This window comes from Pseudomonas sp. W15Feb9B (assembly GCF_000828175.1).
In the GTDB taxonomy this organism is placed as follows: Bacteria; Pseudomonadota; Gammaproteobacteria; order Pseudomonadales; family Pseudomonadaceae; genus Aquipseudomonas; species Aquipseudomonas parakoreensis.
On sequence record NZ_JTKF01000058.1, the window covers coordinates 11,185 to 34,237 of the forward strand.

Genomic DNA, 23,053 nt, shown 5'->3' on the forward strand with positions numbered 1-23,053 from the left:
CTTCAAGGAAGAATTTGGCCACGACAAGGAGTAGCCCGTGGAAGCAAGGTTTGGTGTCGCCCTCGTTTCGCGTTTTTCCCCTCTTTCCCTTGCTGTGCACCTGAGCGTTGCCGGACTGCTGTTCGGCGGGGTCAGCGAGCAGGCGCTCGCGACCTGCTCGGCGGCAGGTTCGACGATTACCTGTTCGGGCGTCCCTACGCTGCCGCTGTTTCTCAATGACTACAGCAGCGCCACCAGCGGCTTGACGGTCAACGTCAACTCCGGGGCGCAGATGAACGCGACGCTGGGTGGCAAGGTCATCAACCTGACCGGGGCCAATATCAACCTGAACAACTCCGGCACCCTCGACCCGGCGTTGCTGGGCCTGGTCTCGATCCTCAGTGGTGGTGCGTTCATCGGTACCGGCGCGACCAGCACGGTGAGCATCGTCAACAACGCCACCGGGATCATTCGCGGTACCGGCATGCTGCTCGGCCTCAACCTGACCAGCATCGACGGGCTGGGGATTGGCGTGAACAACTCGGTGTCGGGCACCACGACCATCACCAACGACGGCACCATCACCTCCACCGGACTGTCGGTCGGCGGCATCACCCTGGCCGATACCCCGGTGGTCGGGGTGTATGGCGGTTCACAAGTCAACATGACCAACAGTGCCAGTGGCACCATCAACGGCCGGATTGCGTTCGAGACGTCAGTGGCGGGCAACACCTTCACCAACGCCGGCAACATCACCGGCGGTGTGTCGATGGGGGCGGGCAGCACCAACACCTTCTACGCGATCACCGGTTCCAGCGTGAACGTCGGCGACGGTGTGCAAGTCTCCGTCGGCCTCGGGGGCTTGATCGGCATCAACCTGACCTTCGCCCCGACCGGCACGATCGATGGCGGCGCAGCGGGCACCAACACGCTGATCCTGCAAAACCCGATCGGCCTCGGCGGCGGCACCACCGGGACCGGCACGGCGTCCAGCGCGACCTACGTCAACTTCAACAACCTGACCCTCAACAGCGGCACCTGGACCTTGCAGGGGCCGTTGGTCAGCGGTGCGACCACGCTCAATGGCGGTGTCGCGCAGTTCAACGACAACGCGGCGTTCGGCAGCGGCGTGCTGACGTCTAACGGCGGGATCCTGCAGGCCAGCAATGCCGGTTTGACGCTGGCCAACCAGATCAATCTGGGCGCCGGCGGCCTGACCCTGCAGGGCATCAATGGTACGACCCTCAACGGTGTGATCTCCGGCAGCGGCGGCCTGACCAAGATCGGCAGCGGTCAGCTCAACCTCAACGGCATCAACACTTACACCGGCAACACCGTGCTCAATGGCGGTGTGGTGCTGGTGGGCAACAACCAGTCGTTCAGTACCGGTGGCATCACGGTTGGCGGCTCTTCGAGCATTTCAGCGACGGCGCCGATTTCGCTGGCGAACGCGATCACGCTCAACAGCACCCTGACCGCGACCGGCACCGGTGCGCTGACCTTGGGCGGGGTGATCAGCGGCGCCGCCAACCTGACCAAAACCGGCAGCGGCAGCCTGACCCTCAACGGCAGCAACACCTACACCGGGATCACCAGCCTCAGCGCCGGGACCCTACGCGTGGGCAACAACAACGCCTTGGGCACCGGGGTGCTCAACACCAGCAACGGCACCAGCCTCGACAGCACCGGCAACGTGACCCTGGCCAACAACGTCGGCATCACCGGCGCGTTGAACGTGCTCGGCAGCAATGCCCTGACCCTGGGCGGTATTGTGTCCGGCACCGGCGCGATCACCAAAAGCGGCAGCGCCAGCCTGACGCTGACCGGCAACAACACCAACAGCGGCGCCACCGCGCTCAACGGCGGCAGCTTGCTCGTTGGCAGCAACACCGCCCTCGGCACGGGCGCCTTGAACGCGGCGGCGGGCACCACGCTGGATGCGACCACCGCGGTGACCCTGGCCAACGCTGTCGTGCTGGCGGCGGACCTGACCATCGGCGGCACTCAGGCACTGGGCCTGAGCGGCGTCATCAGCGGTGCCGGCAACCTGATCAAGAATGGCACCGCGAACCTGACCCTCAGCGGCAACAACACCTTCTCCGGCGGCACAGCGCTGAACAGCGGGACGCTGATCGTCGGTTCCAACACCGCGCTCGGTACCGGCGCACTGACAACGGCGGCGGGCACTACCCTCGACGCCAGCACCACCGTCGCGCTGAGCAACGCGGTCGCCCTTGGCGGTAACCTGAACATCACCGGCAACGCCAACCTGACCCTCGGTGGTGTGGTCAGCGGCAGCGGCGGGCTGACCAAGAACGGCGCGGCCAACCTGATTCTCAACGGCGCCAATACTTTCCTCGGTGCTGTTGCGTTGAACGCAGGCACCATCACGGCGGGTGCCAACGCTGCGCTCGGCAGCGGCGATATCACCGTCGGCGGCGCTGCGACCCTCGACAGCAATACAGCGGTAACGCTGAACAATAACGTCATTCTCAACAACAATCTGGGGATCGGCGGCAGCAACGGGCTGACCCTCGGTGGCGTGATCAGTGGCGCCAGCCAGTTGATCAAGAACGGCACCGCCAACCTGACCCTCAACGGCGCCAACACCTTCACCGGTGGCACCGCGCTCAACGCCGGCAGCCTGACCGTCGGCAACGGCGCGGCACTCGGCACCGGTACGCTGACCGTGGGCGGCGCGGGCGCAACGCTCAACAGCAGCACCAACGTGACGCTGAACAACGCGATTGCCCTGAACGCCAACCTGACTGCCGGCGGCGCCAACCCGCTGACCCTCGGCGGCGTGATCAGTGGTGGCAGCAACCTGATCAAGACCGGTTCTTCGACCCTGACCCTGACCGGCAACAACACCTACACTGGCGCTACGTCGCTGAACGCCGGGACACTGATCGCCGGTTCCAACACCGCCCTCGGCACCGGCGTGCTCAACGCCGGCAACAACACCACGCTGGATGCCAGCACCGCGACGAGCCTGGCCAACAACGTCAACCTCGGTGGCAACGTGACCGTCGGCGGCAGCAACGCGCTGACCCTCGCGGGCGTGGTTTCCGGCGTCGGTGGGTTGACCAAAAGCGGCCCCGCCGACCTGATTCTCAACGGCGCCAACACCTACTTCGGCAACACCGCACTCAACGTCGGCAAGCTGATTGTCGGCAGCAACACCGCGCTGGGCAGCGGCGCATTGAACGCAGCGGCGGGCACCACGCTGGACACCAACACCGCCGTCACCCTGGGCAATCAGGTCAACCTGGCCGGGGCGCTCAATGTGGGCGGCAGCGCCGATCTGACCCTCACCGGAACCGTCGCCGGGGCTGGCAGCCTGGTGAAAAACGGCGCGGCCAATCTGAGCCTCAACGGCACCAACACCTACGTCGGCGGCACCACACTGAATGCCGGTACGGTGACCGTCGGCAATAGCTCGGCCCTCGGCACCGGTGCCTTGACCGTCGGTGGCGCAGCAACCCTCGACAGCAGTTCGCCGCTGTCCAGCCTGGCCAACGCGGTCGTGCTCAATGCGGCCCTGAGCGTCGGCGGCACCCAGGACCTGACCCTCGGCGGCGTTGCCAGCGGCACCGGCCAGTTGATCAAGAACGGCGCGGCCAACCTGACCCTCAACGGCACCAACACCTTCAGCGGCGGCACCACCCTCAATGCGGGTACGCTGACACTGGGCTCGGCCGCTGCATTGGGCAGTGGCGGCCTGACCGTCGGTGTCGATTCGACGCTGGATACCAGCACAGGCATGAGTGTCGGCAACAACATCACCCTCAACGCCGGCCTGACCCTGGCCGGCAGCAATACCCTGAACCTGAGCGGCGTGATCGATGGCGCCGGCAGCCTGACCAAGGACGGCTTTGGCGATCTGACGCTCAGCGGCAACAACACCTTCACCGGTGCGCTGAACATCGCCTCCGGCAGCGTCACCACCGTGAGCAGCGGGGCGCTGGGCAACACTTCCGGCGCCAACATCAGCGCAGGTGCGAATCTCTATCTCAACAGCAGCGCCAGCCTCAACGGGCTGAGCGGCAGCGGCAGCGTGCAGGTCGCCGGCGGCAACACGCTGACCGTGGGCGGCGTGAGCAGCACCAGCACCTTTGACGGTGACCTCGGTGGCAGCGGTACCCTGACCAAAGTCGGTACCGGGACGCTGAACCTCACGGGCAGCAACGGCATCACCGGCAACACCGACGTCAACGGCGGCACGCTGAACCTTACCGGTTCGCTGGCCAGTTCCCAGCTCAACGTCAATAACGGTGCGACCCTCACGGGCACTGGTTCGGCGCTTGGCGTCGTCACGGTCAACAGCGGCGGTCATCTGGCGTTGTCCTCGGGCAACACCTTGTCCACCTCGTCGCTGATTCTCACCGCCAACAGCAATGTCGACGCGAGCCTCGCTACGCCCTCGACCTCCTCGCTGATGAACATCGGCGGCAACCTGACCCTCGACGGCAACCTCAACGTCACCGATGCCGGCGGCTTCGGCGTCGGTGTCTATCGCTTGTTCAACTACATTGGTGCGCTGACCGACAACGGCCTGACGGTGGCCGGTGTACCAGTGGGTTACGGTCTCGGCGACATCCTTGTGCAGACCCTTGGCAATCAGGTGAATCTGGTGGTGTCGGCGCCTAACACCAACCTGCGCTTCTGGGACGGCAGCCAGACCATCCCGAACGGTAATGTGGACGGCGGCAGCGGCACATGGACTGCCGGCGGCACCAACTGGACCAATTCCAACGGTACGCTGAACCAGACTTGGGCCGGCGACTTTGCGGTGTTTCAGGGCACGGCCGGTACGGTGTCGGTCAACGGCACGCAACTGTTCACCGGAATGCAATTCCTCACCGATGGCTACAACGTGGTCAACGGCACATCGGGGCTACTGACTGCCGTCAATGGCAGCGGTGGCACCACGGCGATGCGGGTTGATCCGGGCGTGACTGCCACGGTCGGCGTGAACATCGACGGCAGCGGCATCCTCAACAAACTCGACGCCGGCACCCTGGTGCTCAACGGCGCCAACAGCTACACCGGCGGTATGCAACTGGATGGCGGCACCCTGGTGGTCGGCAGCAACACCGCGCTGGGCAGCGGAGCGTTGATCGCCAACGCCGGCACGCAACTCGACAGCAATACCGCCGTGACCCTGGCCAACGCGGCCACGCTGAACGGCAACCTGACGATCCTCGGCAGCAATGCGCTGACCCTCAACGGTGTCATTTCCGGCACTAGCGGCTTGATCAAGAACGGTTCGGCCAGCCTGACCCTCGGTGGCAACAACGCTTTCCTCGGGCCGGTGGCGCTGAATGCGGGAGGTTTGATTCTGGCGTCGAACAGCGCGCTGGGCTCGGCGACCCTGAACGCGGCGAACGGCACCACCCTGGATGCCGGCGGCGCCTTCACGGCGGGTAACGCGATCAACCTGGCGGGCAACCTCGGCATCGTCGGCAGCAACGATCTGACGCTGAGCGGCGCGATCAACGGCGCTGGCAGCCTGACCAAGGACGGCGCGGCCAACCTGATCCTGAGCGGGGCCAACAACTTTCTGGGTGGCGTCACCCTCAACGCCGGCACCCTGACCGCCGGCAGCAACGGCGCCCTCGGTCTGGGCAACCTGACCGTGGCCGGTGCCTCGGCGCTGGACAGCAACACCTCGGTGTCGTTGGGCAACAACGTGGTGCTCAACGCCAATCTGACCAACACCGGCAACAGCGACGTAGCGCTCAGCGGCGTGGTCAGCGGTACCGGCGGTCTGATCAAGAACGGCGCGTCCAACCTGACCCTCAACGGCATTAACACCTACAGCGGCGGCACCACACTGAACGCCGGCACCGTGACCCTGGGTACCTCGGCGGGCCTGGGCTCCGGCGCGGTGACCGTGGCGGGTGCGTCGACCCTCGACACCACCGCGCCGCTGGTGCTGGCGAACAACGTCAACGTCAATGCCAACCTGAGCGTGGCCGGCAACAACAACCTGACCCTCGGTGGTGTGATCGCCGGGGCGGGCACCCTGACCAAAAATGGTCTGGCCGACCTGACACTGTCGGGCAACAACACCTTCAGCGGCACCTTCGATGTGCAGTCCGGCAGCTTGACCACGCTGGGCAATTCGGCGCTGGGCAGTAACGCCGGAGTCAATCTCGGCGCTGCGGCGACGCTGAATCTCGGCGGCTCCGGCAGCCTCGCCAGCCTGACCGGCAGTGGCACCGCACTGATCGGCGGCGGCAACACCTTGAGCATCGGCGGCAACAACGCCAGCAGCCTTTTTGCCGGTGTACTCACCGGTACTGGCGACTTGAGCAAACTCGGTACCGGCACGCTGACCCTGGCCGGTCTCAACAGCCTGACCGGCAACACCACGGTCAACGCCGGCACCTTGAACGTCAGCGGCTCGCTGGACAGCGCCAGTGTGCTGGTCAACAGCGGCGGCACCCTGACTGGCGGCGGCTCACTGGGCGGTGCCGTGACCGTGGCCGATGGCGGTCACCTGGCCGGCGCCACCGGCAGCACCCTGTCGGTGAACTCGCTGGTGCTCAACGCCAATTCCAACTTCGATGTCGGCCTCGGTGTGCCGGTTTCCGGTGGCGGCAATGCGCTGGTCAACGTTGGCGGCAACCTGACCCTCGACGGCACCCTCAACGTCAGCGACATCGGTGGTTTTGGCAGCGGCGTGTACCGGTTGATCAACTACACCGGCGGCCTGACCGACAACGGCATGTTGATCGGCACGGTGCCGGGCAGCGTCACCCCGGGGGATCTGACCCTGCAAACCGCGCTGGCCAACCAGATCAATTTGCTGGTCACCGCACCGGGCGTCACCGTGCAGTTCTGGGACGGCAACCAACTCGTCGCCAACGGTTCGGTCGATGGCGGCAGCGGCACCTGGGGCACTGGCACCACCAACTGGACCGATGTCAACGGCACCACCAATCAGGCCTGGACCAATAATTTCGCAGTGTTCCAGGGCACAGCCGGCACGGTCACCGTCAACGGCGCGCAAACCATCACCGGCCTGCAATTCGTCACTGATGGCTACAGCCTGCAGAACGGCACGGCGGGTTCGCTGAACCTGGTCAACGGTTCGCTGGGTAACGCCACGGTGCGAGTCGATCCGAACGCCACCGCGACCGTTGGCGTAGCGCTCAACGGCAGCGGCACCCTCGGCAAATACGACAGCGGTACGCTGGTGCTCAATGCCGCCAACGGCTACACCGGTGGTACCGCGCTCAACGGCGGCAAGATTGTCGTCGGTAATAACGCGGCGCTGGGCACTGGCGTCTTGACTGCCGCTGACGGCACCGCACTGGACAGCAACGCGGCCGTCACGCTGGGCAACGATGTGGTGGTGAACGGTGGCCTGAGCGTCGCTGGCAGCAACGCCTTGACCCTCGACGGTGTGGTCAGCGGTGCAGGCAGCCTGATCAAGTCCGGCGCTTCGAGCCTGACCCTCAATGGCAGCAACACCTACAGCGGCGGTACGCAACTCGCTGGCGGTACGCTGGTGCTGGGCAACAATAGTGCAATCAGCAGCGGTGCATTGAGCGTGACCGGCAACGGCAGCCTCGACAGCACCTCGGCGCTGCAACTGGCCAATGCCGTCAACCTTGGTGGGCAACTGACCCTGGCCGGCAACCAGAACACCACGTTGCTCGGCGCCATCACCGGCACTGGCAGCCTGGTGAAAAACGGCAGCGGTGACCTCGTGCTCAGTGGTGCCAATACCTACAGCGGCGGCACCACGCTGAACGCTGGCACGACCACTGGCGACACCAGCAGCCTGCAAGGCGCCATCGTCAACAACGCGGCGCTGACTTTCGCGCAAAACGCCGACGGCAGCTACACCGGCAACCTCACCGGCAGCGGCACGCTGAACAAAACCGGTACTGGTCAGTTGCTCCTGACGGGCAACAACACCTTCACCGGCAACACCTCGGTGCAGGCCGGCGACCTGATCGTCAACGGCGTGCTCAACAGCGCCAACGTCAACGTCGCCAGCGGTGCGCAAATCGGTGGCAGCGGGCAACTGGCTGGCAACGTGCAACTGGCCAGCGGTGCAACGCTGAGCGGTGGCGGCTCGGCCACGCCGTTGTCGGTCGGTGCGCTGGCGCTGTCCTCGGGGACCAACCTGGACTTCAGCCTCGGCTCGGCGGCCAGTTCGACCACGGTGGTCAATGTCGCCGGCAACCTGACCCTCGACGGTACGCTGAATATCAGCAACACCGGTGGCTTCGGCACCGGGGTCTATCAACTGTTCCGCTACGGTGGCAGCCTGACCGACAACGGTCTGGTCTACGGCAGCCTGCCGGTGTCGGCGGCCAACCTGACCCTGCAAACCGCGATCGCCAATCAGGTCAACCTGCTGGTGCAGGACACGCCGGGTGAAGTGCAGTTCTGGAACGGCGGCACCACCAATCCTGACGGCAGCATCGGCGGCGGCAGTGGCGTGTGGGGCCCGGGCACCAACTGGACCGATCCGAGCGGCACGCAAGCACTGGCGGCCAATGGTCAGTTCGCGGTGTTTGGCGGTCAGCCAGGTGTTGTCACCGTGCAGGGCAATCAGAATTTCACCGGCCTGCAATTCCTCGTCGGTGGCTACAGCCTGGTGCCGGATGCCGGTGACACGCTGACCCCGGTCAATGGTCCTGGCGGCACGCCCGCACCGATCCGCGTGAACGCCGGTGCCAGCGCTCAAATCGATGTGCCGCTGATCGGCACTGGCGGGATCGAAAAACTCGATTCCGGCACGCTGGTGCTGACCGGTGCCAATACTTACAGCGGCGGCACCACCGTCAGTGGCGGTACGCTGATCGGTAACACCACGAGTCTGCAAGGCAACATCACCGACAACGCATCATTGGTGTTCCAGCAGAACACCAATGGCCGGTTCAACGGTGCACTCAAAGGCACCGGGGCGCTGGCCAAACGTGGCACTGGTACCTTGTTGCTGACCGGTGATCAACCGTTCAGTGGCACCGTCTCGGTCGATCAAGGCGTGCTGCAAGTCGGCAGCCGTGCGGCCCGGGCCTCGCTGGGTGGGCAGGTCACTGTTGCCAACGGTGCAGGCCTGAGCGGTAACGGCAGCGTCGGTTCGGTGGTCAACCACGGGATGGTGGCTTCCGGTGGCGCTGAAGGTACCTTGAGCGTGGCCGGCAACCTGACCAATGCCAGTGACGGTGTGTTGGCGTTGACGGTCAGTTCGCCAACCGCGACGCCGTTGGTGGTGGGGGGCACGGCAGCCCTGGGTGGCGGTCTGGTGGTCAACAGCCTCGCGCCGTTCACCGGTAATACCACTTATTCGCTGATCACTGCGGGCGGTGGTGTGACCGGTACCTTCAGTGCAGCCGATCTGCCGCAGTACGCGTTCCTCAGCAGCTCGCTGGTCTACGGTGCAGATTCGGTCACCCTAGCCGTCAGCCGCAACGGCAACTCGTTCGCCGACGTCGCCGCCACCGGTAACCAGCGCGGCACCGCCACGGCACTGTCCAATAACGGTGCGGCTGGCGCGGCGTTGCAGAACCAGATCGTCAACCTCAGCGTGGCCGGTGCGCGCAATGCGTTCGACAGCCTCTCCGGGGAAATCCACGCCAGCACCGCCAGCGCCTTGCTTGAGGACTCGCGCTTCATTCGCGAGGCGGTCAACGACCGCATGCGCCAGCCATCGTGCAGCGCTGCGGATGATCCGCGTCGTACTCTGGCACCGAGTGACACGCAACTGAGCAGCAACGGTTGCCACGGTGAAATGGTCGGCTGGATCCGGGCCATCGGTGCCTGGGGCGATATGGGGGGCGACAGCAACACAGCCAAAGTCGATCGCAACCTCGGCGGTTTCATGCTCGGTACCGACAAGGCGCTGGATGACAGCTGGCGTGCGGGGATGGCTGCCGGCTACACCCGCAGCAACCTCAACGCGCATGATCGCAACTCGGACGCCAAGGTCGACAGCTACCACTTGGCCGGTTATCTGAACTCGCAATTCGATGCACTGGCGGTGCGCCTCGGCGCGGCTTACAGCTGGCACAGCATCGAGACCAAACGCGACGTCAGCGTCGGCAGCTACAACGATCGCCTGAAGGCCGATTACGACGCACGCAGTGCGCAGGTGTTCGGTGAAGTGGGTTACGCAATCAGCGCGGCAGGCGTCGCCATCGAACCGTTTGCCGGGCTGGCCTACGTCAACTACGACAGCGACACCGGCAAGGAAAAAGGGGGAGTGGGGCGCCTGAAGGCCGACGCCGATCAGGACATCACCTACTCGACCCTCGGCGTGCGCGTCGGCAAGTTGGTGACCCTGGCCAACGGCAGCCAGCTGACACCACGCGCGGCCATCGGCTGGCGGCACGCTTACGGCGACACCAAACCTGACGCCGACCTGACCTTCATCGACGGCGGCGCCTCGTTCAGCACCCAGGGCGTGCCGATTGCCAAGGACAGCGCACTGCTCGAAGCCGGCATCGACTTCCAGGTCACCCCGACCGGCAAGCTGGGCATCGGCTACTCGGGCCAGGTGTCGAGCGACAACAACGACAGCGCGTTCAACATCAGCTTCAGTCAAAGCTTCTGAATCATGGTCGAAGTACTTTAGCCGCCCGAAAGGGCGGTTTTTTTTGCACAATCACAAGCCTTTGTGGCAAGTGAATTAGTCAATGAGGTAGGAACGAGATGGATCTGTCGAAGCATTTGCTAGATCTGGAAGACCGCCTGCTGTCGTGCGCTGTCCGCGGGGACCCTGCTGAACTGGCAAGACTGATCGCGGATGACTTTGTCGAATTCGGCGCCAGCGGCGGCATCTGGAATAAATCCGCTGTGCTGGAAGCGCTGCCGCAGCAAGCGTTTGCACGACGTACCATCAGTCAGTTCACGCTCAAGCCGTTGTCGGAAGATTCGGCGCTGGTGACATATCACTGCCATACCGTTGCTGGCGGCCAGCGGGTGCCGGCGGACAGTCTGCGCAGTTCGGTGTGGCGGCGGCAGGGTGAGCAGTGGCAGATGGTTTTTCATCAGGGCACCTTTTGTGCCCGGCCGTGAAACCGTGGAGACCCGTCGATAGCTTTCGCGAGCAAGCTCGCTCCCACACGGATCTTCAGTGAACACAGGATTTGTGGATGACAGCGATCCACTGTGGGAGCGAGCCTGCTCGCGAAGGGGGCCGAACTTTCAGCGCAAAAATCTGCCGGCCCGCGCTCTGCTAGAATCCGCCCCATCAACTGCCAGAGACTCTCCCATGAGCGAGCCGATTCGCCTGACCCAATACAGCCACGGTGCCGGTTGTGGCTGCAAGATTTCCCCGCAGGTGCTGGAAGTGATTCTGGCCGGCAGCGGAGCGCAGAACCTTGACCCGAAACTGTGGGTCGGCAATGCCTCGCGTGATGACGCGGCGGTGTACGAGATCGATGCCGAGCGCGGCGTGGTGTCGACCACGGACTTCTTCATGCCGATTGTCGACGACCCGTTCGACTTCGGCCGTATCGCCGCGACCAATGCGATCAGCGACATCTATGCGATGGGCGGCGACCCACTGATGGCGATTGCGATCCTCGGCTGGCCGGTCAATGTGCTGGCGCCGGAGGTGGCGCGGGAAGTGATTCGCGGCGGGCGTGCGGTGTGCGACGCCGCCGGCATTCCGCTGGCCGGCGGGCATTCGATCGATGCGCCGGAGCCGATCTTCGGCTTGGCGGTGACCGGTCTGGTGGAAAAGCGCCACATGAAGCGCAACGACACCGCCACCGCCGGTTGCCTGCTGTATCTGACCAAGCCGCTGGGCATCGGCATCCTCACCACCGCCGAGAAAAAGGGCAAATTGCGCCCCGGCGACATTGGTGTGGCCCGTGACTGGATGTGCACCCTGAACAAGCCGGGCAGCCGCTTCGGCAAACTGGCCGGCGTCACCGCAATGACCGACGTTACCGGTTTCGGCCTGCTCGGGCACCTGGTGGAAATGGCCGATGGCAGCCACCTGACCGCTCGCATCGGCTACAACCATGTGCCGCGTCTGGACAGCGTCGAGTACTACCTCGAACAAGGCTGCGTGCCCGGTGGCACCCTGCGTAACTTCGACAGCTATTCGAGCAAGCTCGGCCGTCTGCAGGAGTTGCACAAGCGCGTGCTGTGCGACCCGCAGACCAGCGGTGGTCTGCTGATTGCGGTCACCCCTGAAGGTAACGACGAGTTCCTCGCCGTGGCCGCCGAACTAGGCCTGGACCTGGCGCCGATTGGCGAGCTGGTTGAGCGACAGACCCACGCAGTCGAGGTGATCTGATGTACCGCGACTGCACCGATTACCGCGACATTTTCCTCAACGACCGGCCGATGATGGATGCCCGCGCGCCGGTCGAGTTTGCCCACGGCGCATTTCCCGGCGTGGTCAACCTGCCGCTGATGAACGACCGCGAGCGCGAGCAAGTAGGCACGTGCTACAAGCAGCACGGACAACAAGCCGCCATCGCCCTGGGCGAACGGCTGGTGTCTGCCGAGGTCCGTGAGCAGCGCATTCAGGGCTGGGTCGAGTTTGCCCGGGCGCATCCTGACGGCTACCTGTATTGCTTTCGTGGCGGCTTGCGTTCGCAGATCGTCCAGCAATGGATCAAGGAGGAGGGCGGGATCGATTACCCGCGTGTCGGCGGCGGCTACAAGGCCATGCGCACGTTCCTGCTGGAGACGATCGATCAGGCCGTGGCCGAGTGCGATCTGGTGTTGCTGGGCGGGATGACCGGTACCGGCAAGACCGAACTGCTGGTGCAGTTGCGCAATGGTCTGGATCTGGAAGGCCACGCCAATCATCGGGGATCGAGTTTCGGCAAACGCGCCACCGGGCAACCGACCAATATCGATTTCGAAAACCGTCTGGCCGTTGATGTGTTGAAAAAACGCGCCGGCGGCGTCCAGCAGTTTGTGCTGGAAGACGAGAGCCGGGTAGTCGGCAGTTGTGCCTTGCCACTGCCGTTGTACCGAGGCATGCAAGTGGCGCCGATGGTCTGGCTGGAAGACAGCCTGGAACAGCGGGTCGAGCGGATTCTGCAGGACTATGTGATCAACCTGCACGCCGAGTTCGTCGCCGTGCACGGCGAGCAGGGCTTTGCGCTGTATGCCGAGCGGTTGATTGCTAGCTTGAACAATATCCAGCGCCGGCTGGGCGGCGAGCGCCATCAGCGGATGTTACTGCAGATGGAAGAGGCCTTGGCCGAGCAGGCGCGCAGCGGATCGGTCGAGCAGTTCCATGACTGGATCAGCGTGTTGTTGCGCGAGTATTACGACCCGATGTATGCGTTCCAGCGGGAGAAGAAGGGCGGGCGGATCGAGTTTGCCGGGGAGCACGGGGCGGTGCTGGAGTATTTGCGTGAGCGAGTGAACCAGCGGGTTTGAGGGTGGCTTTGCTGGCCCAATCGCTGGCAAGCCAGCTCCCACAGTGTTTTAGGGATGCTGTAAATGTAAGCATCACCCAAACCCTGTGGGAGCTGGCTTGCCAGCGATGAGGAACCGACAAACAGCCAATCCCTCAAGTCGGACAGGTCGCCTTGCCGTTATCCAGCCCCTGCTTGTAGCTGTGGCTCTGCAGGCTGGCCTTGCCGTTGTGCCAGGTCAGGGTCAGCACATACAGCGAATCGAAATCGCCTGAGGCCCAGTCATCGGTGATGGTCTGCTTTTCGCCGACCGCGTTGCCCGCGACCTTGTTGATCAGCTCCGGCAGATAACCGTGGGACCACGCGGTGTAGATCGTCGCGTTGTGGTACTTGTCTTCGGTCAGTTCCCGCGCCAGGTCACTGGTATCGTTGGCGGAGAACTCGATGTTCACCGGCAGGCCGAGCTTGATCGCGGCGGGGCTGATGGTCATCAGCGGGCGGATGTAGCTGTAGGAGTTGTCCAGTTCGCCTTCCTCGACATTGCGTGTCGGGTCGGCGGCGAACACGTAATCGGCCTTGCCGAATTTTTCCGGCAGCAGGGTCGACAGCTCGATCGCCCGGTTCAGGCCCTGGCAGTTGAGCTGGCCGAGACCGCCGGCGGGTTTTTCCGCGTGGCGCAGGAAGATAAGCGTCTGCGTACCGTCCACCGGTTGCGCGCGAATCTGGCTCGATTCGAGCGACAAGGTCAGCGCACTGACTGCCAGCAGGGAGGGCAGGGCCACATAGGCGCGATGTTTGAAGCGTTTGGCGAAACTCATGAGGTTCGTCATTGAATATAGGATTCTTCAGCAAATTCGGTTGGGGCTGACCAACCCTTACACCACGGGCTCCCGGCACCGGGTGTTGTCCATGTCGTGTGTCGCGCTTCCGTTACGAAGGGCATAGCTCAGAGTCCTCTGAGGCCGGTTTGGTTCATGCACATTAGCCGCAGGATGTTACGGTTCGTGTAGCTCCTACATTATGATCAGTGCTTTCCATGTGACTGGATGTTTCCCATGACCGATCTGTCCGCGTTCCCGATCACCCAGAAATGGCCGGCGCAGTACCCCGACTGGATTCAGCTCTATTCCCTGCCGACCCCCAACGGCGTCAAGGTCTCGATCATGCTCGAAGAGATCGGCCTGCCGTACGAGCCGCACCGTGTGGGCTTCGACACCCAGGATCAGATGTCACCGGAATTCCTCTCGCTGAACCCCAACAACAAGATCCCGGCGATCCTCGACCCTCACGGCCCCGAGGACCAACCACTGGCGCTGTTCGAGTCCGGCGCGATCCTGATCTACCTCGCCGACAAGAGCGGCCAGTTGCTGGCCCAGGAAGGCGCGCTGCGTTACGAGACGATTCAGTGGCTGATGTTCCAGATGGGCGGTATCGGCCCGATGTTCGGCCAGCTCGGTTTCTTCAACAAATTCGCCGGCAAGGACTACGAGGACAAGCGTCCGCGTGACCGCTATGTCGAGGAGAGCAGACGCCTGCTCAACGTGCTCGACAAACGTCTGCAAGGTCGCGACTGGATCATGGGCGAACGCTACACCATCGCCGACATCGCCACGTTCCCGTGGGTGCGCAACCTGATCGGCTTCTATGAGGCGGGCGATCTGGTGGGAATCAGCAATTTCCCGAATGTGACCCGGGTGCTGGAGCGTTTTCTGGCGCGGCCGGCGGTTGTTCAAGGCCTGACCATTCCCTCGTAATCAACACCAATCCCTGTAGGAGCTGCCGCAGGCTGCGATCTGTTGATCTGGTTTTCTAAAAACAAAGTCAAAAGATCGCAGCCTGCGGCAGCTCCTACAGTGGAACGTATGTGGTCTGACGGATTATTGCGCTGACGGTAATGCTGTCTTGATTGATCCAGGTTTGTACCTGCGCCCAGCGAAGGCATAAGCTTCGCCCCCTACGACTTTCGTCTCATCTTCCGATTTCAGGAAAGCCTCATGTCCAGCCAGTTCCCCGAAGCACGTCCCCGCCGTCTGCGCCGCAATGCGAGCCTGCGCAGCCTGTTCCAGGAAACCGAGTTCAGCCTGAATGATCTGGTGCTGCCGATTTTCGTCGAAGAAGAAATCGATGACTTTGTACCGATCAAGAGCATGCCCGGGGTGATGCGCATTCCCGAGCGCAAGCTGGCCAGTGAAATCGAGCGTTATGCCCGTGCCGGGATCAAGTCGGTGATGACCTTTGGCGTGTCCCATCATCTGGACGCCAATGGCAGCGACACCTGGCGTGAAGATGGCCTGGTCTCGCGCATGTCGCGGATTGCCAAGGACGCGGTGCCGGAAATGATCGTGATGTCCGACACCTGTTTCTGCGAATACACCGATCACGGCCACTGCGGCGTGATGCACAACCACGAAGTCGACAACGACCAGACCCTGATCAACCTCGGCAAGCAAGCCGTGGCGGCGGCGCGTGCCGGTGCTGACGTGATCGCTCCCTCGGCAGCGATGGACGGTCAGGTGCGGGCGATCCGCCAGGCGCTGGACGCCGCCGGTTTCACCCAGATTCCGATCATGGCCTACTCGACCAAATTCGCCTCGGCGCTGTACGGCCCGTTCCGTGAAGCCGGCGGCAGTGCGCTGAAGGGCGACCGCAAAAGCTATCAGATGAACCCGATGAACCGTCGCGAAGCCCTGCGCGAATCGCTGCTCGACGAACAGGAAGGTGCGGATGCGCTGATGGTCAAACCGGCCGGCGCGTACCTCGACATCATCCGCGACATCCGTGAAGCCTCGAACCTGCCGCTGTCGGCGTATCAGGTCAGCGGCGAATACGCGATGATCAAGTTCGGCGCGCAGGCCGGTGCAATCGACGAGGACCGCGTGGTGCGCGAGAGCCTGGGCGCGATCAAGCGCGCAGGTGCGGACCTGATCTTCACCTACTTTGCGATGGATCTGGCGCTGGCCGGGATCTGACGAATACCGCAGAACCCTTGTGGGAGCTGGCTTGCCAGCGATTGCGTCGGCACAGTCAAAATCAATGTTGGCTGATCCATCGCTATCGCTGGCAAGCCAGCTCCCACAGGTATTCAGGGTGTTCTTGGGTCAGGGGCAGTTGAAGTAGGGCCGGATGCCGTGATCGCGGAAATACCGCTCAATCACCTTCGGATCCGCACTGTTATCGGCAATCGCCACATAGGTATCCGGGCGCAACAGATAAAACCCGTTACGCCCCAACCCCGCCGTGTCAAACGCCGGGCGCCAGTCGAACACGTGCAGCGGCAAATGATGTTCGTGGCACCAGGCGATCATCTCGTCGCTGGTGTCGCCATACACGTGCACCTGCCAGCAAGGCTGGCGCAGCGGTTCGTAGTTATCCCCCTCACCATCATGCGCCCACGGCAAGCGGTCGCCGCCGTGGACGTGGCCGGCGCTGCCCTGGCTCAGCGGCATGCCACGGTAGTTGAGGGTGACCTGCGAGACGGTGCGAAAGAGGAACTCGCGGCTGGCCTCGAACGTGGCCATTTTCGGGATCAGAAACGGTGCCAGGCGCGTGCGCAGCAGATCGGCGATGCGCCCCTCGGCGGTGACGAAAGTGAACACCTTGTCGGTGGTCGACACCAGCCGCCGGGCGAAGGCGATGCGCTCGGTTTCGTAAGTGTCGAGCAGCTTCGCCGTGGCGCTGCCGTTGAGCACGGCGGCGAGTTTCCACGCCAGGTTGATTGCATCGCCAATCCCAGTGTTCATGCCCTGGCCGCCGGCGGGGCTGTGCACATGCGCGGCGTCGCCGAGGAGAAACGCCCGACCGCTGCGAAAGTGCTCGGCCACGCGGTGATGCACGCGGTAGGTGGAGAACCAGTTGACCTCGTCGATGTGCACGTTCAGGTGCTCGATGGCGCGGCGGCTGACGTCGGCGAATTGCAGGGTTTCGGCGCGATCGGCACGTTCATCGCGCACCGTGCCGATCAATCGCGCACGGCCTTCGCCGGCCAACGGGAAGACGGCGAGAAAATCCGCTTCGTCCAGATCCAGGTGCAAATCACCGTTAAGCGCCGGGCCGCTGGCCTGCACATCCGCGACGTAAAAAATCTGCTGATAGGTGCCGCCCGGGAAACCGGTGTCGAGGGTTTTGCGCACCACCGAACGCGCGCCATCGCAGCCCGCGAGAAAGCATGCCTGACAGATTTCCTGTTGCCCGTCGGGCAAGCGCAGATGCGCGGTGAGGCCGTCGCCGAGTTCTTCAAAACTTTCGAGTTCGGTGTTGCGCTCAACCACCACGTCATAGTCTTCGAGGCGTTCGAGCAGCAGCTGTTCGTGCTGGTCCTGGGGAAAGATTTCGATGAACGAGTAGGGCGTCAGGTCTTCGCCGATGCGCTGCAGCGGCAACTGCGCAACCGGTTTGCCCTTGACCCAGAAATGCGCCGCCGCGACCTTGTGCCCGTTGCGCACCACGGTGTCGGCCAGATCCAGCTGGCGATACAACTCCAGCGTGCGCGCCTGCACCGCCAGCGCCCGCGAGGTGGTGCCGGGCGCGGACGTCTTGTCGATGATGCGCACGCGCACGCCCAGTTTGCTCAGCCACAGAGCCAGCACCAGACCGGTCGGGCCGGCGCCGATGATCAGTACGTCGCTGCGGTGCATGAGCCTGTCCTCCGTTGGCTGTGCAGCAAGTATGGATCAGATGGAAAGGCTAGCCAGTGCCGGCCCCTTCGCGAGCAAGCTCGCTCCCACAGTCGAACGCATCCCAAATGTGGGAGCGAGCTTGCTCGCGAAGGGGGCTTATAACTCGCCGCAGAAATAAAAAAGGCCCCGCAACGGTAAAACTGCGGGGCCTTTTCATTTCACGGCGAGGTTTAGAAATCGATTGTCCCCGACAACTTCGCCACCCGTGGCTCACCCTGGGTCAGATAACCACCCTGCGCCGATTCCCAATACTTCTTGTTGGCCAGGTTCTCGACGCCCAGGCGCAACGTCACGTCTTTCTGCGAGACCTTGAACGCATAACGCGCACCCGCGTCGAAGCGGTTCCAGGTCGGCAGGCTGAGGTTGTTGGCCGCGTCGGCATATTGGCCACCGGTGCGCAGCATCCGCGCATTCAGCGCCACGCCTTGCAGGCCCGGTACATCCCAATCGGCGCCGGCGTTGAACTGGAAGCTCGGCACACCAATGGCGCGGTTGCCGTCGTTGGCGCCGTTCTGGGTGTTGCGCAGTTCGGTGTCCATCAGCGTCAGGCCGCTGATCAGGCGCAGGCCATTGATCGGCTCGCCGAACACGTTCATTTCCACGCCTTTGTTGATCTGCTCGCCTTCACGCACGTAGGTGCAGGTGGTAGCGCTGTTGATTTCGCAGTAACCGTCGCTCGGCTGTTCGATGCGATAGACGCCCAGGCTCGCGCCGTAAGTGCCCATGTCGACCTTGACCCCGGCCTCGGTCTGTTTGGAGCGCGCCGGTGCGTAGACTTCGTTGCCGTTGGTCACACGCAAGCCGCCGGCGCTGGTCGGCGAGGTCGGCCCCTGGGCCAGGCCTTCGATGTGGTTGGCGTAGAACGACACGTGCTCCCACGGCTTGAACACGATGCCGTAGACCGGCGTGGTGATCGATTCGTCGTAGCTCGACTTGCGGCTGCCGCTGCCGTAACTGGCGTAGTTGTAGCCTTGCACCACCAGTTGCTGGCGACGCAGGCCGGCGGTGATCAGCAGGCGATCATCGAAGAAACCGAGGGTGTCGGAGAGCGCGAGGCTGCGGTTGAAGGTCTTGCCGACGATGCCCGGGTCATTGAGATCGCCGCCGGAAAAATTGCCGACCGGCGACGGCGTTTCCACCGGGTGATAGATGTTGTTGGCGTACTGGGTCAGGTCGAAATCATAGGCACTGCGCTGTTCGGCCCACAGACCGCTGAGGCCGAAATTGAGCTTGTGGCTGACCGCGCCGGTGTTGAACTTGCCGTTGAGACCGGCCATCAGGCTGGTGTTGTCCTCATCGTGGGGGATGAACGAGCCGGTGGTGTAGGAGGCGCCGTTGTTGCCCACCAGCGTGGTCGAGTTGTAGCGCCCGACTTCGCGGGTGTGCTTGGCGCCACCGGCGACGTACGCGGTCCAGTTGTCGTTCAGGTCGTATTCGGCGCGGAGCATGCCGAAGGTGTCTTCGATGTCGGTGTAACCCCACTTCGGCGCGTAATTCGTGTCTGCCGACGGCGCGTCCGGAATGTGCGTGGCGGTGCCGAGGTTGACCGAGTTGCGGCCACCGTTGACGCGTTCTTTCTGGTAGGCGAAGTCGCCGGAAATACGCAGCGCGTCACCGCGATAATCGAGGCCAATGGCGAACAGTTTCGAACGCTGGTTTTCGTGATCGATGCCGGTGTCGCCCTCGCGCTGGGACAGGTTGATCCGCGCGCCAAAGCGGTTGTCTTCGCCGAAACGCTGACCGATATCGAGGTGCTGACCGATCCGGCCTTCGCTGTTGATGTCGGTGGTGTAGCGGCGCAGCGGCTCGTCGCCGGCACGCTTGGGCTGCAGGTTGACGCCACCGCCGATGCCGGAGCCGGTCGGGGTCACGCCGTTGATGAAGGCGTTCGGGCCTTTGAACACTTCCACGCGCTCCAGGGCATCGGTGGAAATGATCTGCCGGGGCAGCACGCCGTACAGACCGTTATAGGAAATGTCGTCACCGTTCAGCGGCAGGCCGCGGATCATGAACACCTGCGCCTGGTTGGAGAAGCCCGAAGCCTGACGTACCGAGGCATCATTGAGCAGGACATCGGCAACGTTTTCCGCCTGTTGGTCCTGAATCAGCTGCTCGGTGTACGACGCGGCGCTGAACGGCACGTCCATCATGTCCTGATTGCCGAGCACGCCGAGCTGACCACCACGGGCGACCTGACCGCCGGAGTAGACCGGGGGCAGGGCGTTGGGCGTCGGTGCCTGGGCGTTGACGTTGACATTGTCGAGCACCAGCGCCTTGCCGTTTTCATCGGCAGCGTGAGCGGTGACAGTCAGGGAGCACAGCAGGGCGAGAAGCGTCGGGCGGAACGGGACAGCGAGGCGAACTGAAGCGGGCATGTATTCGTACCTGGAGGCGCAGGGCCGGTAAGAAAATAGGGCGGCGCGGGGAACTCCTTGCGCAAATACGACTCCAGGTGCAAATGATAGGAGTTCGCAGTAACGTTTTGCAATCAGTTTGTCATCACCCCTGAAAACACATTCACCTGTAGGAGCTGCCGCAGGCTGCGATCTGTTGACTTGGTTTTAAAAGACAAATCAAAAGATCGCAGCCTGCGGCAGCTCCTACACGGATTGTGTATGGTGTTCGGGCTTACTGGATTGGATGAAGCAACATGCGATTACTCATTACCCTCGCTGCGCTGCTGGCGCTTGCCGGTTGCGCCGGCCAGCGCAGTCAGGAGCCGGCGCCGCGTGCGCCGGCTGAAGTGAAGGCTGAAATCGTCCGGCTGATGCCAGCCAAAGTGCCCGACCGTGAGGGCTGGGCCACCGACATCTATGCCGCGTTCGCCGCTCAGCACATCAGCCCGACCACGCAGAATCTCTGTTCAGTGCTAGCCGTGGCCGAGCAGGAATCCACCTTCCAGGCCGACCCCACGGTGCCGGGGCTGGGCAAGATCGCCCGCGACGAAATCGACCGTCGTGCCGCCAAAGTGCATATTCCCAGTCTGTTGGTCAGTGGCGCTCTGCAAGTGCGCTCCACCAACGGCAAGACCTACAGCGAACGCCTGAACGCGGCACGCAGTGAAAAAGAACTCAGCGCCATTTTTGACGACTTCATCGGCAGGGTGCCGATGGGCCGCACCTTGTTCGGCGGCTTCAACCCGGTACACACCGCCGGACCGATGCAGGTCAGCATCGAATTTGCCGAGCAGCACGCCAAGGACTATCCGTACCCGGTAGACGGCACGATCCGCCACGAAGTGTTCACCCGCCGTGGCGGCATGTACTTCGGCATCGCGCATTTACTTGGCTACCCGGTGAGTTACCGCGAGCCGCTGTACCGCTTCGCCGACTTCAATGCCGGCTGGTACGCCAGCCGCAATGCCGCGTTCCAGAACGCCGTCAGCCGAGCTTCGGGCATCCCGCTGGCGCTGGATGGCGACTTGATTCGCTATGACTCGATCATGCCTGGCACCACCGAACTGGCGGTGCGCACCCTCGGCAAGTCGCTGGGCATGCGCAACCCGACCATTCGCGATCAACTGGAGAAGGGTAAGACCCTGGAATTCGAAGAAACCAAACTCTACCAGCGCGTGTTCGAACTGGCCGAGAAGGCTGAAGGCAAGACCTTGCCACGCGCGGTGTTGCCGGGGATCGTTTTGCAGAGCCCGAAAATCACCCGCAAGCTGACCACGGCGTGGTTCGCCAAACGCGTGGATGAGCGCTACAAGCGCTGCCTGGCCAAGACCGGTTAACGCGGGTTCAAAGCACTTTGACGGCGCGGCCGATCGCCTGAATCGGCCCGGTCGGTTTACCGATCGGCGAGCCATTGGCGCCTTCCAGCGTCAGCTCGAACAGCTGATTCGGTTGCAGCGGCGGCAGCTTGTCCAGCGGCACCGACAGCGCCTGGCCCGGCTTGACCAGCCCCAGCGACACCGGCCCTTGCCAGCCGTCAGCCTTGGTCCAGAACTCCAGCGCCTTGTCCGCCGGCACTTCGACCACGCCCAGCGGGATCAGCTGAATTTCCCGGGCGTTGCTGGCTTGAATCACCCAGCCCGGCGCCTTGTCCTGCGGCGCGACCAGCACCACCAGATAACTGGGTTTCGGCGTGGTCTGGGTCAGCAGAATCGAGCCCAGGATCAGCGTCGCGGCCAGTCCGAACGCGCTCAGCCCACGCCACAGCGGCAGCAGATTCCACCATGAGGTGGGCGCCGGAGCCGGTGTTTTTCGTGAGAGTTGCTCGACACTGCGCTCGATACGCGGCCACAAGTGCGGCGATGGCTGCTGTGTCCCGGCGAGATCGGTCAGGTCGAGCAAGCGCCGCTCCCAGGCGTCCACCGCCGCTTGCAGTTCGGGCTCGTGGGGCAGGCGCCGTTGCACCGCTTCGCGCTCTGGCGCCGACAGGGTGCCGAGCACGTATTCACTGGCCAGTTCATCGCGTTCCTGCGCCGATTCAGTGGTCATCCCATGCACTCCCGCAAAGCGTTGAGGCTGCGTTTGATCCAGGCTTTGACCGTGCCCAGCGGCGTGCCCAACCGTTGGGAAATCTGCGCGTGGCTGTAGCCGTCGACATAAGCGTGGAGGATGCAGCTTCGGCGTTGTGGGTCGAGTTGTTCCAGACAACGATGGATCCGCGCCGAATGCCCCTGCACATCGAAGGCGTCCTCGTCAGGCTCGGCATCGTGTTCTTCGTTGAACGGCGTCTCCCGGCTTTGATCACGCAGCTGGTTCAACGCCAGATGCCGGGTCACGCTGAACATCCGGCGCGCGCTGAACCGCGCGCCGGATCAAATTGCGCCGCACCGTTCCAGATCTTGATAAACGCCTCATGCACGATGTCTTCGGCCAGCGCCGTGTCACGTACCAGTCGCTTGGCCACGCCGAGCAGGCGCGGGCCTTCCTGCACGTACAAATCGCGCAGGGCCGAGTGCTCGCCGCGGGCGCAGGCCGCGAGACGGGCTTCGTAATCAAACACCGGTTCAGGCAAGGACATTGGGTGCAATCTAGCTCACATTCCGCAAACATCCAGAGAGTGGATTAGCTGTGTGGGAGATTCTATGTTGCT

The 23,053-nt window shown here is 63.4% G+C and carries 11 protein-coding genes and 1 pseudogene; 7 read left to right on the forward strand and 5 right to left on the reverse strand.

The genetic code is table 11. The features are described 5' to 3' along the window. Positions 1-37 precede the first annotated feature (37 nt). The 4 genes from OC71_RS24325 to mnmH all read left to right on the forward strand — a co-directional run bounded on the left by OC71_RS24325 (position 38) and on the right by mnmH (position 13,356). Positions 38-10,558, forward strand: a complete 10,521-nt coding sequence (locus tag OC71_RS24325; RefSeq protein WP_041074185.1) for an autotransporter-associated beta strand repeat-containing protein — start codon at positions 38-40, stop codon at positions 10,556-10,558. Between the two features lie 98 nt (positions 10,559-10,656). Next, positions 10,657-11,022: a DUF4440 domain-containing protein gene (locus tag OC71_RS24330; RefSeq protein ID WP_041074187.1), complete on the forward strand. Its 366-nt coding sequence runs from the start codon at positions 10,657-10,659 to the stop codon at positions 11,020-11,022. Positions 11,023-11,218: 196 nt separating this feature from the next. Beyond that, positions 11,219-12,253: a selenide, water dikinase SelD gene (gene selD, locus OC71_RS24335; protein ID WP_041074189.1), complete on the forward strand. Its 1,035-nt coding sequence runs from the start codon at positions 11,219-11,221 to the stop codon at positions 12,251-12,253. Beyond that, positions 12,253-13,356: a tRNA 2-selenouridine(34) synthase MnmH gene (mnmH, locus tag OC71_RS24340; protein WP_041074190.1), complete on the forward strand. Its 1,104-nt coding sequence runs from the start codon at positions 12,253-12,255 to the stop codon at positions 13,354-13,356. The genes selD and mnmH overlap by 1 nt, the downstream gene beginning before the upstream one ends. A gap of 133 nt (positions 13,357-13,489) precedes the next feature. Here mnmH and OC71_RS24345 read toward each other — a convergent pair whose 3' ends face one another. Then, positions 13,490-14,164 (reverse strand): hypothetical protein, encoded by a 675-nt coding sequence (locus tag OC71_RS24345; RefSeq protein ID WP_041074192.1) that lies wholly within the window; start codon positions 14,162-14,164, stop codon positions 13,490-13,492. A gap of 225 nt (positions 14,165-14,389) precedes the next feature. On the opposite strand from OC71_RS24345, the gene OC71_RS24350 reads away from it, so the two are divergent. Together OC71_RS24350 and hemB are read left to right on the forward strand one after the other, a co-directional pair. Then, a complete protein-coding gene (locus OC71_RS24350; RefSeq protein ID WP_041074194.1) occupies positions 14,390-15,088 on the forward strand; it encodes a glutathione S-transferase family protein in 699 nt (232 codons plus the stop codon). Between the two features lie 240 nt (positions 15,089-15,328). Beyond that, complete coding sequence (gene hemB / locus OC71_RS24355) at positions 15,329-16,303, forward strand: porphobilinogen synthase (protein ID WP_041074196.1); 975 nt, start codon at positions 15,329-15,331, stop codon at positions 16,301-16,303. A 129-nt stretch (positions 16,304-16,432) separates the two neighbouring features. Here hemB and OC71_RS24360 read toward each other — a convergent pair whose 3' ends face one another. Continuing rightward, positions 16,433-17,968 carry an FAD-dependent oxidoreductase gene (locus tag OC71_RS24360; protein WP_041074197.1) on the reverse strand — a complete coding sequence of 512 codons (1,536 nt, stop codon included), beginning with the start codon at positions 17,966-17,968 and terminating at the stop codon, positions 16,433-16,435. Positions 17,969-18,180: 212 nt separating this feature from the next. Next, positions 18,181-20,385 carry a TonB-dependent siderophore receptor gene (locus tag OC71_RS24365; protein ID WP_041074199.1) on the reverse strand — a complete coding sequence of 735 codons (2,205 nt, stop codon included), beginning with the start codon at positions 20,383-20,385 and terminating at the stop codon, positions 18,181-18,183. Positions 20,386-20,660: 275 nt separating this feature from the next. On the opposite strand from OC71_RS24365, the gene OC71_RS24370 reads away from it, so the two are divergent. After that, positions 20,661-21,743, forward strand: coding sequence for a DUF1615 domain-containing protein (locus tag OC71_RS24370; protein ID WP_041074201.1), 1,083 nt, complete (start codon positions 20,661-20,663; stop codon positions 21,741-21,743). A 7-nt stretch (positions 21,744-21,750) separates the two neighbouring features. Here OC71_RS24370 and OC71_RS24375 read toward each other — a convergent pair whose 3' ends face one another. Both OC71_RS24375 and OC71_RS28840 read right to left on the reverse strand, forming a co-directional pair. Further along, a complete protein-coding gene (locus tag OC71_RS24375) occupies positions 21,751-22,452 on the reverse strand; it encodes an anti-sigma factor domain-containing protein (RefSeq protein ID WP_041074203.1) in 702 nt (233 codons plus the stop codon). Next, a pseudogene (locus OC71_RS28840) lies at positions 22,449-22,981 on the reverse strand (sigma-70 family RNA polymerase sigma factor). Before OC71_RS28840 ends, OC71_RS24375 begins: the two are co-directional and overlap by 4 nt. Positions 22,982-23,053: the final 72 nt, after the last annotated feature.

Coding starts and splice junctions, on each gene's coding strand:
- OC71_RS24330 (WP_041074187.1), top strand. CDS start 10,657: ATGGATCTGTCGAAGCATTTGCTAGATCTGGAAGACCGCCTGCTGTCG.
- selD (WP_041074189.1), top strand. CDS start 11,219: ATGAGCGAGCCGATTCGCCTGACCCAATACAGCCACGGTGCCGGTTGT.
- mnmH (WP_041074190.1), top strand. CDS start 12,253: ATGTACCGCGACTGCACCGATTACCGCGACATTTTCCTCAACGACCGG.
- OC71_RS24345 (WP_041074192.1), bottom strand. CDS start 14,164: ATGACGAACCTCATGAGTTTCGCCAAACGCTTCAAACATCGCGCCTAT.
- OC71_RS24350 (WP_041074194.1), top strand. CDS start 14,390: ATGACCGATCTGTCCGCGTTCCCGATCACCCAGAAATGGCCGGCGCAG.
- hemB (WP_041074196.1), top strand. CDS start 15,329: ATGTCCAGCCAGTTCCCCGAAGCACGTCCCCGCCGTCTGCGCCGCAAT.
- OC71_RS24360 (WP_041074197.1), bottom strand. CDS start 17,968: ATGCACCGCAGCGACGTACTGATCATCGGCGCCGGCCCGACCGGTCTG.
- OC71_RS24365 (WP_041074199.1), bottom strand. CDS start 20,385: ATGCCCGCTTCAGTTCGCCTCGCTGTCCCGTTCCGCCCGACGCTTCTC.
- OC71_RS24370 (WP_041074201.1), top strand. CDS start 20,661: ATGCGATTACTCATTACCCTCGCTGCGCTGCTGGCGCTTGCCGGTTGC.
- OC71_RS24375 (WP_041074203.1), bottom strand. CDS start 22,452: ATGACCACTGAATCGGCGCAGGAACGCGATGAACTGGCCAGTGAATAC.